This window comes from Clostridium sp., from assembly GCF_016650095.1.
Taxonomy (GTDB): domain Bacteria; phylum Bacillota; class Clostridia; order Clostridiales; family Clostridiaceae; genus Clostridium_AD.
In genome coordinates this window covers 1-16,601 of the sequence record NZ_JAENWL010000030.1, presented here as the reverse complement: position 1 = coordinate 16,601, position 16,601 = coordinate 1, and the positions used below count along the sequence as shown (strand labels likewise).

15 protein-coding genes and 2 pseudogenes are annotated in these 16,601 nt (G+C 32.5%); 16 read left to right on the top strand and 1 reads right to left on the bottom strand.

The window, feature by feature from the left end:
• The 14 genes and pseudogenes from JJE11_RS17710 to JJE11_RS03500 form a co-directional block, all read left to right on the top strand.
• On the top strand, positions 1–111 hold a 111-nt coding region (locus tag JJE11_RS17710; protein WP_366927903.1), incomplete at its 5' end, for an IS3 family transposase.
• Positions 112–184: 73 nt separating this feature from the next.
• Positions 185–565, top strand: a pseudogene (locus JJE11_RS03565) (group II intron reverse transcriptase/maturase); the annotation flags it as partial.
• A 74-nt stretch (positions 566–639) separates the two neighbouring features.
• Positions 640–1,086, top strand: coding sequence for a group II intron maturase-specific domain-containing protein (locus JJE11_RS03560; RefSeq protein ID WP_291632876.1), 447 nt, complete (start codon positions 640–642; stop codon positions 1,084–1,086).
• A 529-nt stretch (positions 1,087–1,615) separates the two neighbouring features.
• Positions 1,616–2,938 (top strand): group II intron reverse transcriptase/maturase, encoded by a 1,323-nt coding sequence (ltrA, locus tag JJE11_RS03555; protein WP_291632875.1) that lies wholly within the window; start codon positions 1,616–1,618, stop codon positions 2,936–2,938.
• Positions 2,939–2,991: 53 nt separating this feature from the next.
• The gene (locus JJE11_RS03550; RefSeq protein WP_291632874.1) at positions 2,992–5,466 is read left to right on the top strand and encodes an ASKHA domain-containing protein; all 2,475 of its coding nucleotides are present in this window, start codon (positions 2,992–2,994) and stop codon (positions 5,464–5,466) included.
• A 15-nt stretch (positions 5,467–5,481) separates the two neighbouring features.
• Positions 5,482–6,744: a PocR ligand-binding domain-containing protein gene (locus JJE11_RS03545; RefSeq protein WP_291632873.1), complete on the top strand. Its 1,263-nt coding sequence runs from the start codon at positions 5,482–5,484 to the stop codon at positions 6,742–6,744.
• Between the two features lie 158 nt (positions 6,745–6,902).
• On the top strand, positions 6,903–7,535 hold the full coding sequence (locus JJE11_RS03540) for a B12-binding domain-containing protein (RefSeq protein ID WP_291632872.1): 633 nt from the start codon (positions 6,903–6,905) through the stop codon (positions 7,533–7,535).
• Between the two features lie 67 nt (positions 7,536–7,602).
• Positions 7,603–8,631, top strand: a pseudogene (locus tag JJE11_RS03535) (uroporphyrinogen decarboxylase family protein).
• A 133-nt stretch (positions 8,632–8,764) separates the two neighbouring features.
• Complete coding sequence (locus JJE11_RS03525) at positions 8,765–9,838, top strand: hypothetical protein (RefSeq protein ID WP_291632871.1); 1,074 nt, start codon at positions 8,765–8,767, stop codon at positions 9,836–9,838.
• 75 nt (positions 9,839–9,913) lie between these two features.
• Entirely contained in the window at positions 9,914–10,432 is a 519-nt protein-coding gene (locus JJE11_RS03520; protein ID WP_291632877.1) for a uroporphyrinogen decarboxylase family protein, read from the top strand.
• A gap of 35 nt (positions 10,433–10,467) precedes the next feature.
• Positions 10,468–10,779 carry a hypothetical protein gene (locus tag JJE11_RS03515; protein ID WP_291632870.1) on the top strand — a complete coding sequence of 104 codons (312 nt, stop codon included), beginning with the start codon at positions 10,468–10,470 and terminating at the stop codon, positions 10,777–10,779.
• 200 nt (positions 10,780–10,979) lie between these two features.
• Entirely contained in the window at positions 10,980–12,335 is a 1,356-nt protein-coding gene (locus tag JJE11_RS03510; protein WP_291632869.1) for a uroporphyrinogen decarboxylase family protein, read from the top strand.
• 15 nt (positions 12,336–12,350) lie between these two features.
• Positions 12,351–12,641, top strand: coding sequence for a thioredoxin family protein (locus tag JJE11_RS03505; RefSeq protein WP_291632868.1), 291 nt, complete (start codon positions 12,351–12,353; stop codon positions 12,639–12,641).
• The gene (locus JJE11_RS03500; protein WP_291632867.1) at positions 12,631–13,719 is read left to right on the top strand and encodes a GTP-binding protein; all 1,089 of its coding nucleotides are present in this window, start codon (positions 12,631–12,633) and stop codon (positions 13,717–13,719) included. Before JJE11_RS03505 ends, JJE11_RS03500 begins: the two co-directional genes overlap by 11 nt.
• Before the next feature lie 195 nt (positions 13,720–13,914).
• On the opposite strand, the gene JJE11_RS03495 is transcribed toward JJE11_RS03500, so the two are convergent.
• Positions 13,915–14,121, bottom strand: coding sequence for a hypothetical protein (locus tag JJE11_RS03495; protein ID WP_291632866.1), 207 nt, complete (start codon positions 14,119–14,121; stop codon positions 13,915–13,917).
• 912 nt (positions 14,122–15,033) lie between these two features.
• On the opposite strand from JJE11_RS03495, the gene JJE11_RS03490 reads away from it, so the two are divergent.
• Together JJE11_RS03490 and JJE11_RS03485 are read left to right on the top strand one after the other, a co-directional pair.
• Positions 15,034–15,882: a sialate O-acetylesterase gene (locus JJE11_RS03490; RefSeq protein WP_291632865.1), complete on the top strand. Its 849-nt coding sequence runs from the start codon at positions 15,034–15,036 to the stop codon at positions 15,880–15,882.
• 64 nt (positions 15,883–15,946) lie between these two features.
• Positions 15,947–16,465, top strand: coding sequence for a helix-turn-helix transcriptional regulator (locus JJE11_RS03485; RefSeq protein ID WP_291632864.1), 519 nt, complete (start codon positions 15,947–15,949; stop codon positions 16,463–16,465).
• Positions 16,466–16,601 lie beyond the last annotated feature (136 nt).

Genomic DNA, 16,601 nt, shown 5'->3' with positions numbered 1-16,601 from the left:
CTAAAAAAAGATTTACGAAGTTATGTACTATGGTATAACAATAAGCGTATTCATAGTGCTCTAAATTATATGACACCAGTAGAATATCGCCTAGCAAACATGACCGAATAAAATTTGTACAATAAAGTGTTGACAATCCAAAAGCAGACAACTTCATAAAGAAGGCTTTCTACAAGAGAATAGAGTGGAACTCAAAAGTAATGTAGAAGCGCATAGTATTTCTTCTATGTCAGAAGAAGGAAGGGACGATGTGAACAAATATAGTAATGATTTACTCGAGCAAATATTATCAAAAGATAATATGAATAAAGCATATAAAAGAGTGAAAGCCAATAAGGGAAGCCATGGTATTGATGGTATGACAGTAGATGAACTTCTACAATATCTAAAAGAGCATGGACAAGAATTAAGGCAATCGTTATTGGAAAGCAGATATAGACCTCTAGCAGTGAGAAGGGTAGAAATACCAAAACCCGACGGAGGAATTAGACTACTTGGAATACCTACTGTAATAGATAGAATTATTCAACAGGCAATTGCACATGTTCTAGTGCCGATATACGAAAAGAATTTTATCAGAAGCTAATAGAGAGATTCAAGAAGTTTGGGTTAGAATTAGCCTTAGATAAGACAAAAATATTGGGATACGGGAGGTTTGCCAGGCAAAACAGGGCAAAAAGAGGAGTTTCCAAACCCGAAACTTTCGATTTTCTAGGATTTACATTTTACTGTAGTTTAAATGGTAATAAGAGATTCTTTCGTTGTAAAGTTAAGACTAGTAAGAAGAAATTTCGAAGCAAAATCAAGACAATTAAGGAATGGATTAAGAATAATCGAATAATGCCTGTAGGGGAACTGATTAAGAAAATTAATCAGAAACTTAGAGGACACTATCAGTATTATGGGGTTACCGATAATACAAGGGGTGTGAAAAGTTATCAAAATGTGGTGAAATGGCTGTTATTTAAATGGCTTAATAGAAGAAGTGAAAGAAGAAGCTACACATTGGATACATTCTATAATGGACTGTTGAAAACTTTTCCTTTATTAGAACCAACAGTAAGGGTAAGCTTATTTTATAGATGATTTAAATATGAGGTGAAGAGCCGTATGGTGCGTCCGAGCATATGTCGTGTTATATAGCGGGTGTGAATCCCGTCTGGAAAGGTTTAACCAACCACTAGTAGTTAGCCTTGGAGGATAATAGGTAACTATTATTTTTAAGCGTAGGCAAACGAGTTAGCAGGCCGAAAGCATAAGTTGAAGGGATTGAGCCACGAAATTCAAAATAGGAAGGCTGATGTGGTCATACGTGCAGAAAGCAACATTCTGATATTCGTTAAGGTAAGAATATTAGAACTTCCTTGGGGTCGGAGACCATGGCATGTTAAACATTGTTATAATACGGTAACTCGGGAGACCCTAATAATTCTCTCGTAAGTATAGGGAGTATAAATTTCCAAGCGATACAAAGTTAGGCATTTAAAAGATTATTAGGGAGTCGGATTGCAGCGGAGTACCTGTGAAGTCGGGTAATGCTGATGGAGGAAAGGCTGCAACATGTCATTACCTTCTAAAAGAGAAACATTAACTACACATGGAGGTAGATATATTAATGGAAACGAAACTTAAGAAGATAGCAGAAGTAGCAAAAGAGTGTCCAAAAGATAGAATTACAGCACTTGCACATTTAATTAACAAAGAAAGTATAATTGAAATCCATAAAGGAATGAAAGTAGGAAAAGCTTCTGGTGTAGACAAAATTACAAAAGAAGAGTATCAGAAAAATTTGATAGAAAATGTTGATTTTCTAATTGAGAGAATGAAAAATCAAGCCTATAAACCACAACCAGTAAGAAGAGCATATATTCCTAAAATAGGAACAGATAAAATGAGACCTCTAGGGATTCCATGCTATGAGGATAAGCTTGTACAGGGTGTAATTAGTAAAATACTAAATGCAGTATTTGAGGGTGATTTTCTTGACAGTTCATTTGGATTTAGACCGAGTAGGTCTTGTCACGATGCTCTTAAAGTAGTAAATCATATAATAGAAAGTAGGAAAATCAACTACATAGTTGACGCTGACATCAGAGGTTTTTTTGATAACATTGACCATGAATGGATGATGAAGTTCATAAAACACCGGATAGCGGATATTAATTTATACAGGTTGATTGTCAGATTTCTAAAAGCCGGAGTGGTTGTAAAAGATGAATATGAAGCAACTAATAACGGTGCACCTCAAGGCTCGTTGATTTCACCAATACTCGGGAATATATATCTTCACTATGTCTTAGATTTGTGGTTTGAAAAAGTAGTAAGAAAACAGTTTAAAGGTGATGCATATATGGTTAGGTATGCAGATGATAGTGTGTTTTGTTTTCAGTATGAAGACGAAGCTCAGGAATTCTATAAACTTTTGAAACAAAGGCTTGAAGTGTTCAAATTGGAAGTAGCAGAGGATAAAACGAAAATAATCAGATTTGGAAGATTCGCAGAAGCAAACATTAAAAGATTAAGTAATGAAAAGCCACAGACATTTGATTTCCTAGGATTTACACATTATTGTAGCAAGAGCGAAAATGGAAAATTTCGAGTTAAAAGAAGGACTAGTAAAAAGAAATATAATGCCAGTCTTAAAAGATGCAAACAATGGCTAAAGGAGAATTTAACCACTCCAACAGTAGAAATAATGAGGAAATTGACAGTAAAACTAAATGGATACTATCGTTATTATGGAGTTACTGATAACACCACAATTATGAGTAAATATCGAGATACAGTACGGAAAATGTTATATAAGGCTCTGAATAGAAGGAGTCAAAGAAAAAGTTTTAACTGGGATAAATATTCTCTATTTCTAAGAAAGTGTTGGTTTAAATTATTATATCTTGTACTTTATTGTTCAAATTTAAATATGTATTACACTTGGTAGTTTATTTATAATACAATTAAAATATATATGCTATAAAAGGGAGCGCTGATATAATGAGTATTAGAACAGAATTTGATTTTAAAATAGAAGAAGATGAGATAATAAGATTATTTGGTTATAAGGATTGTGAACCTAGTCAAGAAATTTTAGATTCCGTTAAAGAAGAAGTAATGAATTGTAAAATTTATATTAAACCTCAAATATGGTCTGAAAAAATAAAAATTAGAAGTATAGAGAAAGAAAGAGTTATATTAGACAACTCAATTGTTTTTGAAGGTGAATTTATTGCTAATAAATTAAAGAATTGTAGCTATATAATAGTTTTAGTATCTACTATTGGAGTAGAAATTGATAAGATTATTCAAAGCTCCTTTGATGATGGAGATTATTTAAAAGGCATGATTGTAGATAATATTGGGACAACTTCTATGGGATATATAGATAAAATGTTTTGGAGTAGTCTTTTAGATAATCTAAAAGGGACTAATATAGGGATTACCCAAAGGTTATCTCCAGGTGATGCAACTTGGTATTTAGATGAACAAAAGAAAATATTTGAATGTTTTAAGAATACAAAGCTTAATGTAGAATTATTAGAATCTTGCTTGATGGTCCCAATTAAGTCAACCACAGCAATTTTTGGGTTTGGTGAAGGAATTGGAATCTGTAAATTAGAGCATATTTGCACTGAATGTAACATGAAAAATTGTATTTATAGAATGAATAAGAATATTGAAGTAAAGATTAAAACTGATAATAAGATTACTTCTATAAAAGCTTTTAAAGGACAAAATTTACTCAAAGCTCTTGTTGAAAACAATATTAGTATTCAGCATCCCTGTAACGGCAAAGCAACCTGTGGAAAATGTAAGGTTTTAATAACTGGCGGAACCCAGAAAACCAGTAAAGAAGATATAGCTCACTTAAACCCTCAAGAGATAGAAAAAGGTATTCATTTGGCATGTTCATATAGAATAGTTAATGATATAGAGGTAACGCTTATTTCTAAGGAAGATAATATAGACGTGCTAACAGTTGGACAAGAGATTTCAGTTACTGTTAAGCCTTCTTTTAGAAAAGAGTTTTTTAAATTAGAGGTACCTAGTATTAATGACCAAAGAGATGATGTGCATAGGTTAAAGGATGCGTTACAGTTAAAGGAAATATGTATTAGTAATAAGATTTTATGCAATCTAAGTGAAATTATTAGAAAAGATGAATTTAAAGTAACAGCTTGTATATATAAAAATACATTAGTAACATTGGAAAGTGGAGATACTTCTAATGTACTATATGGAATTGCAGTAGACATAGGTACTACAACAATAGCATGCTATTTAGTGGATATGATAAGTGGACGAACTGTAGATACAGCATCTCATGTTAATAATCAAGGAGCCTATGGAGCGGATGTGATTTCAAGAATTAGCTATACAATAGAGAATTTAAATGGAGTACAAGTTTTGAAAAGCTTAATAGTAAACCAGATAAATGGAATGGTAGAATCACTATGTTTAAATAATAATTTAGTAAAAGATTATATTTATAATATGACAATAGCAGGAAACACAGTGATGATTCATATGTTTTTAGGAATTTCTTGTAAAAATATATCTATGGCACCATACATTCCTGTATTTACAGAGAATATAGATTTTAATGGTGAAGAGATTGGAATTAATATTGGTGGAATAGTAAGCATTTTACCTGGTATTTCAAGCTATGTTGGAAGTGATATAACGGCTGGAATATTAGCTAGTGGAATGACAGAATCTAAAAACTACTCTATTCTTTTGGATCTTGGTACAAATGGCGAGTTAGCCCTCGGAAATAATAGTGGAATCGTTGCTTGTTCAACAGCTGCAGGTCCTGCGTTTGAAGGCGCTAATATTAAATATGGTATAGGTGGAGTCAAGGGAGCTGTATCAAAAGTTGATCTTTCAAAACAGAAAATATACAAAACAATTGGAGATGAACTTCCCGTAGGGATATGTGGTTCAGGAGTACTTGACGCAGTTTCAGAACTTCTTAAGTATGAAATTGTTGATGAAACTGGAAGAATGGTCGATGCGGAAGAAATTCTAGATATAAACCTAAGTGAGCGAATAGTCACTATTGAGGGAATGAAGCAATTTCTTATTGAAGACAATGGAAAGAATAATTCGATTTATTTTACTCAAAAGGATGTCCGAGAGGTACAACTTGCAAAAGCGGCAATAAGTGCAGGGATAAAGATATTAATCGCAGAGAGGGGGATAAGTTATAAAGAAATAGAAAAGATATATGTAGCTGGTGGTTTTGGTAACTTTATGGATATAAAGAGTACAATTAATATTGGAATGTTACCTAAAGAGCTAGAAGACAAGGTCTATTCTATCGGTAACAGTGCTGGTAGTGGTGCTAAAATATATTTATTATCACAGGAGCAAAGAGAAAAAGCATTACAAATAAAAGAAACTACCACGTATGTAGAATTATCTAATAGACAGGATTTTCAAGAGTGTTTTATGGATTCAATAATGTTTTAACAGGGGGACAATATAATGTACCTAAAAAAGAATGGTTTAGATGAAAAAACTATAATAGATCGCCTAAAAACCTATAATAAAGTTACAGGCGTATTATGTTTTAGTATTAATGAATTTGGTGAAACAGTTCATTCTGAGGGAGTAACTTGTCAGTTTTGTATTAAGTTTAAGGAATTAAGTGGCGATGGATGTACTTGCAATGCGTCACATCTTTATGCTGGTAAGCAATCAGAGAAAATTGGGGAGCCGTATGTATATTTTTGCCCAATTGGGTTAGCTCATATTGCAACTGCTATCGTTATTGGTGGAATTTTTAAAGGAGTATTAATAGGTGGACCTATAAGAATGAATACCTCTGATGATTTTATGGTAGAGGACTTAGTTGGTATACATAATTTTAATATGAATAGTAGGGAAATGCTGCAAAAGTATGTTAAAAACGTACCCGTTGTTGAACCAGAAAGAGTTAGGTATATGGCAAAATTGTTATACATTATTTCAAAGGATATAATGGCTGGGGAAAGCATTATTCTTACTGAAAGAAGAAGGTTCTATGCTCAGCAGGCGGAAATTAATGAAGAAATACAAAATGTAAAACACAAGGAAGATTCTGAACACATCTCAAATTATTATCCTGTAGCATTAGAAAAAGAACTACTATCTAAAGTTAAGGTTGGAGATAAAAAAAGCGCTAAAATTATATTAAATGAGCTCTTAGGACATGTTTTGTTCAATAATGGTAACAATATCGAAATAACTAGAGCAAGAGTATTAGAACTTATGATTGTGCTCTCTAGAGCTGCAGTTGAGGGCGGGGCTGATTTGGAAATGGTTTTTGGACTTAATTTTAAATACTTAAATGAAGTGTCTACATTAAACAATGTTGAGAAACTTTGTGGGTGGATAATAAAGGTTTTAGATAGATTTAGTGAATGTATATACAATATCGAAAATATTAACAATTTTCATATTATAAAAAAGTCTATGGAGTTTATTAATGATAATGTCAGTAATAATATATCCTTAGATAGTGTAGCTGAATATGTTTACTTGAGCCCATCTTATTTTAGTAGATTATTCAAAAAAGAAATGGGTATGAATTTTATTGACTATCTTAATAAGGTGAGGATTGAAGAAAGCAAAAAATATTTGACAGATTTGAGTATCTCATTAAGTGATATAGCTCATATTGTTGGATTTACAGATCAGAGCTATTATACGAAAGTGTTTAAAAAAATTGAAGGGATTTCTCCTGGTCAATATAGAAAGATGACTTAGGTGGCAAGGAAACGTTTAATTTTAGATTTTCTTGAAATTTCAACTGCATCACAGTAATATATTACTAAAAAGTATCAGCTTTTTACAATACAGAAGTTATGAAAAGGTTTATATTTGTACCATAGTAGTAATACATAAAATTTTAGGGGGAATTAATCATGGATTTAAAAGAACTTTCATTATTTGTACAGAAGGGTAATGCCAAAAAAGTTAAAGAATTAGTTACTTTGGGTCTTGAAGAAAATATGAGTGTTGAGTCAATATTAAATGAAGGCTTAATATTGGCTATGGGTGAAGTTGGTATAAAGTTTAAGAATAATGAAATTTATGTTCCAGAAATGTTAATAGCTGCTCGTGCTATGAATGCTGGTATGCAAATACTTGAACCAATTCTTGCAGCAGCTGGAATTAAACCAATAGGCAAAGCTGTAATAGGAACTGTTAAGGGAGACTTACATGATATAGGTAAAAACCTTGTTAGAATGATGCTTAAAGGAGCAGGTATGGAGGTTTGTGATTTAGGTACTGATGTTACTCCTGACGCATTTGCAGATAAAGCAGAGGAAGTAGGGGCACAAATAGTCTGTCTATCAGCTCTACTTACAACAACAATGCCTTCTATGAAAGAGATAATAGATGAGTTCACTAAACGTGGGATTAGAGATAAATATATATTTATGATAGGCGGAGCTCCAATTACAGCTAACTACGCTAAAGAAATAGGAGCAGATCACTATACAGCAGATGCTGCAACAGCTGCAGAAGTTGCAAAATCATTATTGGTTAGATAGTAAATGAAATCAAAGAAAATATGGTAAATTTATATGAATAGGAAGTGAAATAGATGTGAAAAGAAATATGAAGAACTGGGTTTCTGAAATTCTAACATCTGAGAAAAGATTAGTGATGCCAGTTATGACTTATCCAGGGCTTGATCTTATTAATAAGAACATTATGGATGTTATAAAAAATGGAGAAAATCAAGCAGAGTGTATAGAAGTTCTAGCAAAAAAATATCCTTCAGCAGCGGCTGTTACTATAATGGATCTCTCTGTTGAAGCGGAAGTATTTGGTAGTCCTATAAGATTTAACGATAATGAAGTGCCAGCAGTTACTGCACCCATAGTAAGTGATGAAGAAACAGCTAAAACATTAAGGGTGCCTAAAGTGGGGGAAGGGCGTACTAACGTCTATATTAAAGCAGCAGCATTAGTTGCAAACAATGTAATTGATAGACCAACTTTCTCTGGAGCAATAGGACCATTCTCACTTGCAGGAAGACTTTTTGATATGACAGAAATAATGATCCAAGCTATGATAGAGCCTGATATGGTTCATATAGTTCTCTCTAAATGTACGGAGTTTTTAATAGAATATATTGGAGAAATGAAAGCAACAGGAGTTAATGGTTTAATACTAGCAGAACCTGCAGCTGGGTTAATTTCACCTGAAATGTGCCAAAGCTTCTCTTCTGATTATGTTAAGAAAATTGTTGATGAAGTTCAAGATGAAAACTTTATGATTATACTTCACAATTGTGGAAATACTGTAAAACTTGTTTCTTCAATGGTTTCAACAGGTGCTATGGGTCTTCACTTTGGAAATGCTGTAGATATGGTAGATATAATGCCACAAATGCCAGAAAATATAATTGCTTTTGGTAATATTGATCCTGCTAGAACATTTTAAAATGGCACCGTTGAAGATATGAATACATTAACTAAGGAATTACTAGAAAAAACAGCAAACTATAAAAATTTTGTTTTATCTTCTGGGTGTGATGTTCCTCCAGAGACTCCCCTTGAGAATGTGGATGCGTTCTTCGGTACTGTTAATAAATTCAATCAACAAATGCAAAAGCATTACAAAAGACCTACTGGTAGGTGAGGACTTCCAGATGACTTGGTAGGAACTGCAATATATCTTGCCTCAAGTGCTTCAGATTATATTAATGGAGCAATAATACCCATAGATGGAGGGTTCCTAGCCAATTAAATTAATTTTTAGGAGGAATTTAAAAATGCAAAATAGAGTTCAAGAATTAATTGAATTGCATAAACAGTTCTGGTCAGGAGAGATTATGAGCCGACCTTTAGTTGCATTCAGGTTGGCACCAGATTTCTTTTTTAGTAATCATTTTAAGGCTTCAAGAGCTTTAATGATTCCAGGTCAGAAGATTACACCAGGCATGATAGATGTCGATATGTTTGTTGAAGATTATAAAAGAGTAGCACAAGAGACTAATCAGATAGAACAGGATGCGTTTTGGGTGGCAGAGCCATTTACAGGATTTCCTTGGATAGAGGCTATTTGTGGCTGCCCCGTATATGCTACGGAAAACAGCTATATTACGCATCCTAGTTTGTCTAGTGTTGAAGAACACGAGAGGGTTTTTTTTGATAATGAGAATCCATGGTTTAAGAAATATATGGAATTTACAACAGTGCTAGTTAAAGAATTTAAAGGTAAATACACGGTAGGTCAGCCCATTACAAGAGGTATGTCAGATGTAGTTGGGGCGATTATTGGTCAGACTGAGATGGTCTATGCCATATATGACTCACCGGAAGATGTAAAAATATTAATGTCAAAAATCGCAGATATTTTCCTTAATGTTATAAATAGTCAACAGCAGGCAATTGAACCATTTTATGGAGGATATTCTATGGGATTTTATCACCTTTGGTGTCCTGGGAAATGTGTATGGTTCCAGGAGGACTTAACTTGCTTGATGACTCCAACGCAGTATAGAGAATTTGTAAAAGTTCAGCATGAAAAGATTTGTTCGAATTATGAGTATACAGGAATTCATATTCATTCTTCATCATTTCATATATTAGATGATATTCTCGATATAGAGAGGTTGAAGGTCATAGAAATTAACAAGGATGTTGGTGGGCTTACTATTGAGCAAATGATACCTATATTTAAAAAGATACAATCAAAAGGTAAGAAGCTGATTATCTGGGGTCAACTGAGTAAAGAAGATATAGATTTGATTAAAACTCATCTGGAAATGAGAGGATTACATTTTAATATTATAATTCCAAGCGTTTTGGAAGCTAAAGAATTGTTAGAATATATTATAAAATAAATATGTTTTTATACTTGTATTTGTTATCCAATGTAGAGTCGATATTCTAAAAAAGAATTTAAAAACAATCTTGATATTGTTGTTGATAAATGTACTGAATTTTTAATAGAATATATTGGAGAAATGAAAGAAGCAGGAGTTAACGGTTTGATACTAGCAGAACCTGCAACTGGATTAATTTCACCTGAAATGTGCCAAAGTTTCTCTTCTAATTATGTTAAGAAAATTGTTGATGCAGTTCAAGATGAAAACTTTATGATTATACTTCACAATTGTGGAAATACTGTAAAACTTGTTTTTTCAATGGTTTCAACAGGTTCTATGGGTCTTCACTTTGGGAATGCGGTAAATATGGCAGATATAATGCCACAGATGCCAGAGAATATAATTGCATTTGGTAATATTGATCCTGCTAGAACATTTAAAAATGGTACCGTTGAAGATATGAATACATTAACTAAGGAATTATTAGAAAAAACAGCAAGCTATAAAAACTTTGTTTTGTCTTCTGGTTGTGATGTTCCTCCAGGAACTCCTCTTGAGAATGTGGATGCATTTTTCGATACTGTTGATAAATTCAATAAATATAAATAATTAGACCAATACAGTATGGTGTGGAGGAGGTACTAATGAACTCAGTTAACATTAATCCAGGTATTTGTGGTTTAACTACTAAAATCATTATAGAAACTGAAGATATGCAGGTAGTGAGTATTAAAATAGAATCACAGTGCCCATATATTATGGAAATGGCAAAGGAAATACAAGAAATTGATGGTTTTGTGGAATGCTTTGCAAAATTCCAAGATTCTAAAGTATATAATGCAGCACAGAAGCATTGTAAACACGTTGCATGTCCTGTTCCTTCAGGAATAATAAAAGGTATTGAGATAGCATGTGGTTTAGCTTTGCCCAAAATAGTCAGTATTGATTTCGAGTAATTGGAAATTGGATATCATTGATAAAGAAATAGGAGCAAATGTTGTAACAGTTGCTGAAGTTACATGCAAAATCATTATTGTAGACTAGTTAAATTATTAGTAAACTATTCAATGTAATTAGAACAAAATAAATTTTAAATTATAATTTTTTATTGGTTGAAAGAAATAATAAATAAAAATATAAGAGGAGGTATTTACATATGAATTCTAGAGAATTAGTTCTGGGAGCTTTGAAAAATGAAGAAGTTACAAGAGCTCCTTGGGTACCGTTTGTAGGTTGTCATGGTGCAAGTCTTATTGGCGTAAACTGTGAGGAATATTTTAAATCAGTAGATAATATGGTTAATGGTGTTACTAAGGCCTATGAGCTTTATAGACCAGATGGACTTCCAGCACTATTTGATTTGCAGGTTGAGGCAGAGGCCATGGGATGCACGCTTCAATATTCAGAAAGTAATCCACCGGCTGTAACATCGCATCCTCTTGAAGATGGAATAGAGTTAAATGAGTTAAAGATTCCTTCAGAAAGTGATGGAAGATTTCCTATAGTTTTAGAAGCTACAAGAAAAATTTGCAGCACCTTAGGTGATAAGATTGCTATTTATGGACTTATAACAGGACCTTTTACATTAGCACTACATTTAAAAGGTACAGACATATTCTATGAAATGATGGATGAACCGGAAAACATTCAAGAGCTTATGGGTTTTTGTCTGGAGGTTTGTAAAAATACGGCTAGAATGTACATGGAAGCTGGAGTAGATATAATTGCAGTAGTTGACCCGATGGTCTCCCAGATATCTCCTGACAACTTTGAAGAATTTGTTTCACCATATATAACTCCACTATTTGAATATATAAAGGAAAATGAAAAGTTAAGTTCTTACTTTGTATGTGGAGATGCCACAAGAAATATAGAACCTATGTGTAAATGCAATCCTGACAGTATTTCTATTGATGAAAACGTTGCACTTGATTTTGCTAAAGAAATTTGCTCAAAGTATGGTGTATCTTTAGGCGGAAATATAAAGCTTACAGTTACAATGCTGTTTGGAACGCCTACAGACAATATTAATGATGCTAAAAATTGTCTACAGATAGGTGGAACTAAGGGTTATATCTTATCACCAGGGTGTGATATGCCTTTTAATACACCGATTGAAAATGTTAAGGCTGTGACTAGTGTAGTTTACGGCGAGGTTTCAGAGTTCCTGGGAGCCGCGGGAAGCCTTGAAGATATAGATGTACAGTTACCCGACTATAACAATGAAGCTAAAGTAATTTTAGATATTATAACTCTAGATTCAGAATCCTGTGCTCCATGCCAATACATGGTAGAGGCAGTTAATGTTGCGGTTAAAGGACTTGAGGATAAGGTAGAATGGACTGAATATAGTGTTAAGGAAAAAGAGTCTGTAGTTAGAATGATAAAGCTTGGCGTTCAAAATATACCTACTATTTGTATTGATGGAGAGGTTAAATACATAAGTATAATCCCATCTGTAGAAGAATTAAGAAAATCTATATTAGAAGCAATAACTAAAAAAGGATTATAGAATAGGAGGCAGAACATGAGAGTGAAAATAAATGTAGTTATGCTGCAGAATCCATGTTCTGCATGTTTTATTTTAGATGGACTTGTGAGAGAAATCTTTGATAAACTGCAAACAAAATTGGATTACATTGATGTTGAATACAAGGAACTTGAAAACTTGAAAAATATTCACAGCTTACAAGGCTTAGAGGTAGAGCGTTTCCCAGCTATAATTATAAATGGAGAGCAGATAACTGCAGGGACAATACCAGACAAAAGAGAAATGATTAAAAGAATTCAATGGGAGAGTGAGAATAGTGAGTGTTGAACTAATTGTGGTAGGAGGATTTTTAGGAGCAGGTAAGACGACTTCTATACTAAGTATAGCAAAGCGCCTCCTGAGTTCTGGGAAAAAAGTTGGGATAGTTACTAATGATCAAGGCAGTGACTTAGTAGATACAAACTTTTTAAAAGCTTCGGGTATGTTAGTGCTTGAGGTAACTGGTGGCTGCTTCTGCTGCAACTTTGAAGAGTTCATAAATAAAGTACAAACATTGGCAGACAGTGAAATGCCTGATATAATTTTAGCTGAACCGGTAGGTAGCTGCACAGATTTAATTGCAACAATTTTTAAACCAATAGAGTTAAAATATATGAAAAAGATAATACTAAGACCTCTTTCCGTAGTGGTAGATCCAAAGAGAATTAAAAGACTTTTAATAGAAGAAAATTCAGGATTTCATTCAGAGATAAACTATCTATTTAGAAAACAGTTGGAGGAAGCAGATATAATTGTTCTAAATAAAATAGATTGTTTAGATGAAGAAGAAATAAAGAAAATTACGGATTTTATTAGAATTAAGTTTAAATCTGCTGATTTAGTTTATGTATCAGCAAAAAACGATTTAAACATAAATAAATGGATAAATATAATTTATAATGTAAATTCCACAAAAGCAAGAACCTTAGATATTGACTACACAATCTACGGAGATGCAGAGGCAAGGCTTGGATGGCTTAATTTAACCACTGAGCTAGTTGCAAATGAAAATATGGATATAAATCAGCTAATAGAAAAAATTATGAATGAACTTAAAGAGGAGTTCATAAGAAGTGGCTTTGAAATAGCTCATTTAAAAATATACGGAGTTTCAGTAGAGGATTGGTGTAAGGCAAGCATAACAACTATGCATGAGGAACTGGATTTTAGTAAAAAAGCACATAAGACCGCTTCAAGATGGAATGTGATAATTAATGCTAGAATTGATGCCAAGCCAGAGGATTTAAAGTCTTCACTAGAAAAAATATTCTTTAGAGCTGTTGACACAGAAAAAATGAAAATTTCAGATTTAAATATGGAGTGCTTTAAGCCTGGAAAGCCTAATCCAACTTATAGAATGGTATAAAGTGTTATAATGGGATTATTATAAAAAATAGACCATATTTGGGGGTATACATTATGAAATCAAATAGAAATATTGCAAGGTTATGACGCTATAATTCAAGCCTTTGTAGATTGCAATATAAAATGTCTGGAAAATTCAAGAAAAAATAATGTTAAGTTATAAAGGTTTCTGTTCCATCATATTAGTAGCAAACCGTTAAAAGTCTTCTGGGATAGTTGTTGATCCAATGCTGCATTTGCATAACCTTCGTTGCTGAGAATGCTGATATATCCACACCTTTGGGGATAAATCGTCGTATATTAAAATTTTCTTTCGTTTATTCCTTACTGAGTTCTCAATATCCCCGAAATCAATGTTCTCACAGGTGATTGTTTTAAATGTTTTTGGGAATAACATTCCCATTTTACACTCCAATTTATCAAGTGCCTTTACTACAGCGACCTACGATTTATGTGGTATTTTAAAAATCAACTCCTTACGAGGTACTCTTTCCCTTAACATTATTAAGACGGTCTTTGTATCCGGCGCTCTATTTGTTGATTGCAGCTACAACAATGTCTTTTTGTATCACAACGGTGCGCCCTTACTATGGAGTTAGGGCGTTCCGTGGATCGCTATGGATCTAAATTTTGCACGGATAGTGAATTGGTCATTGCTACACGTTTTAGAAAAGAAACATAATTTTAATACATGGATTTAAAGAATACTGTGCGCTTCTATTTTTCAAAGGTACCTTGCAAAATTCTGCTTAGCTGTTTGTTTATAATATTCAATATTAATATTAATATTAATAGCTTAGAATGAAATAATAGATATTAGATTATTTTAGTAATGGAGCATGTGAATTAACCATTCTTAGAAATTACTTATATAATTCAGTCCTTTCAATGGACAGTGATATAGTAAGGTACGGTTCGTCTCCACCAGTGAAACCCTCGACTAATTAATTTTAGTTGAGGGTTTTCTTTATGCCATAATTTGCTTGGATTAGATTGATAAAGACGGGGCGCATGGATTGTGTGGTAAGGTTAGAGAAGAAATAGCCTGATTTTTTATAATAAATAACGAAGAATATTTTTGTTTGTTATTTAATGAATGTTTCTCTGCATCGTCTAAAATATATCTTGGATTTACTTCTGAAAAAATTATAATTGACAATTAGTCTAATTAGACTATAATATATAAGTGTCATTAGTCTAATTAGACTATGTCTTTAATGGCTAAAAAATTAAAAAAATAAGTATCTACTTAACATTTATTGAGAACTGGAAACATTTATTCACAAATATTAATTAAAAAGAAAGGATGAAAAAAATGGTTAAATCGTTTTTAATGTTAGGACAGTCGAATATGGCTGGACGAGGGTTTATTCATGAAGTAACCCCGATTTATAATGAAAGAATACAAATGTTGCGTAATGGTAGATGGCAGATGATGACTGAACCTATCAATTATGACCGTCCTGTTTCAGGAATAAGTCTGGCCGGTTCTTTTGCAGATGCATGGTGTCGTCAAAATCAAGAAGATAATATTGGCTTAATTCCTTGTGCTGAAGGTGGAAGCACTCTGGATGAATGGGCTGTAGATCAATCACTTTTTAGACATGCAGTAACTGAAGCTAAATTTGCTATGAAGAATAGTGAGTTAACAGGAATTCTATGGCATCAAGGAGAAAGTGATAGTATGAATGGTAACTATAAAGTCTATTACAAAAAATTACTTTTAATTATTGAGACTCTTAGAAAGGAGTTGAATGCTCCAGATATTCCTCTCATTATTGGTGGGTTAGGAGATTTTTTAGGCAAAAAAGGATTTGGCAAAGGCTGTACTGAATATAACTTTATTAATCAAGAGTTACAGAAATTTACTTTTGAACAAGATAATTGTTACTTTGTCACAGCATCAGGTTTAACATCTAATCCGGATGGTATTCATATTGATGCAATTTCTCAAAGAAAATTTGGTTTACGATATTTTGAAGCCTTTTCCAATAAGCAACATGTGTTGAAGCCATTAATTAATGAAAATGAGTTGATAAATATTAATAATGTTCGAGCACATACAAAATCAGAAAAAATATATATAAAAAGTATGGATTTTGCGTTAGGAAAAATATCATATGATGAATTCGAATCTCAATTCATACAAATCAAGAATGGTTAAACTTTATAATTACGGAATAACTATCAGCACAATTTTGATGAAGAAATAAAGAAGGTGTTTTTTTTTGATACCATTACTAATTTTAGGTTTGTTAAAACAAAACCCAGGTTCCTACGGATACGAATTATTAGCCTTAATGGAAGAGCTACACTATAAATATATAGTAAATTTCACTAAAGGGTCATTCTATTATAATCTTCAACAATTGGAAGAAAAACAATATATTGAAAAAATTGACCAATTAGACAATACTAGAGAGACGCGTAATTATATTATCACTGAACTAGGGGATAAAGAATTTGAAAAATTGATGTATAAGTATGGATCTAAGACAGATTATGTAAACTTATCTTTTTATGTATCAATGCTATTTGCTAATGAATATAAAAGCGAGGAGCTAACAAAATTAATAGAAATACAAATCGAACAAACTAAAAAGAAAATTTCTTTATTAGAACAATCTCTTGAACATAATGAAACTATGCCTACTTATTTTAAAAAAATGTTGGAAAATTCACTTTCTCATCATTTAGTAAATATTAAATGGTTTGAAGAACTCTTAGAAGAACCCTCAACTAATTAATTTTAGTTGAGGGTTTTCTTGTGCTTTAATTTAGTTGGATTATAGTGATAAAAGATGAGTAATAGCATAATTAATCGAGTTTTTTAGGGAATAATCTTAAACTGCATTTTTTGATGAAAATCAGTATTCTTATAAT

Bases quoted from the DNA above. Each gene is read 5' to 3' on its own strand.
- ltrA (WP_291632875.1), top strand. From the start codon at position 1,616: ATGGAAACGAAACTTAAGAAGATAGCAGAAGTAGCAAAAGAGTGTCCA.
- JJE11_RS03550 (WP_291632874.1), top strand. From the start codon at position 2,992: ATGAGTATTAGAACAGAATTTGATTTTAAAATAGAAGAAGATGAGATA.
- JJE11_RS03545 (WP_291632873.1), top strand. From the start codon at position 5,482: ATGTACCTAAAAAAGAATGGTTTAGATGAAAAAACTATAATAGATCGC.
- JJE11_RS03540 (WP_291632872.1), top strand. From the start codon at position 6,903: ATGGATTTAAAAGAACTTTCATTATTTGTACAGAAGGGTAATGCCAAA.
- JJE11_RS03525 (WP_291632871.1), top strand. From the start codon at position 8,765: ATGCAAAATAGAGTTCAAGAATTAATTGAATTGCATAAACAGTTCTGG.
- JJE11_RS03515 (WP_291632870.1), top strand. From the start codon at position 10,468: ATGAACTCAGTTAACATTAATCCAGGTATTTGTGGTTTAACTACTAAA.
- JJE11_RS03510 (WP_291632869.1), top strand. From the start codon at position 10,980: ATGAATTCTAGAGAATTAGTTCTGGGAGCTTTGAAAAATGAAGAAGTT.
- JJE11_RS03505 (WP_291632868.1), top strand. From the start codon at position 12,351: ATGAGAGTGAAAATAAATGTAGTTATGCTGCAGAATCCATGTTCTGCA.
- JJE11_RS03495 (WP_291632866.1), bottom strand. From the start codon at position 14,121: ATGGGAATGTTATTCCCAAAAACATTTAAAACAATCACCTGTGAGAAC.
- JJE11_RS03490 (WP_291632865.1), top strand. From the start codon at position 15,034: ATGGTTAAATCGTTTTTAATGTTAGGACAGTCGAATATGGCTGGACGA.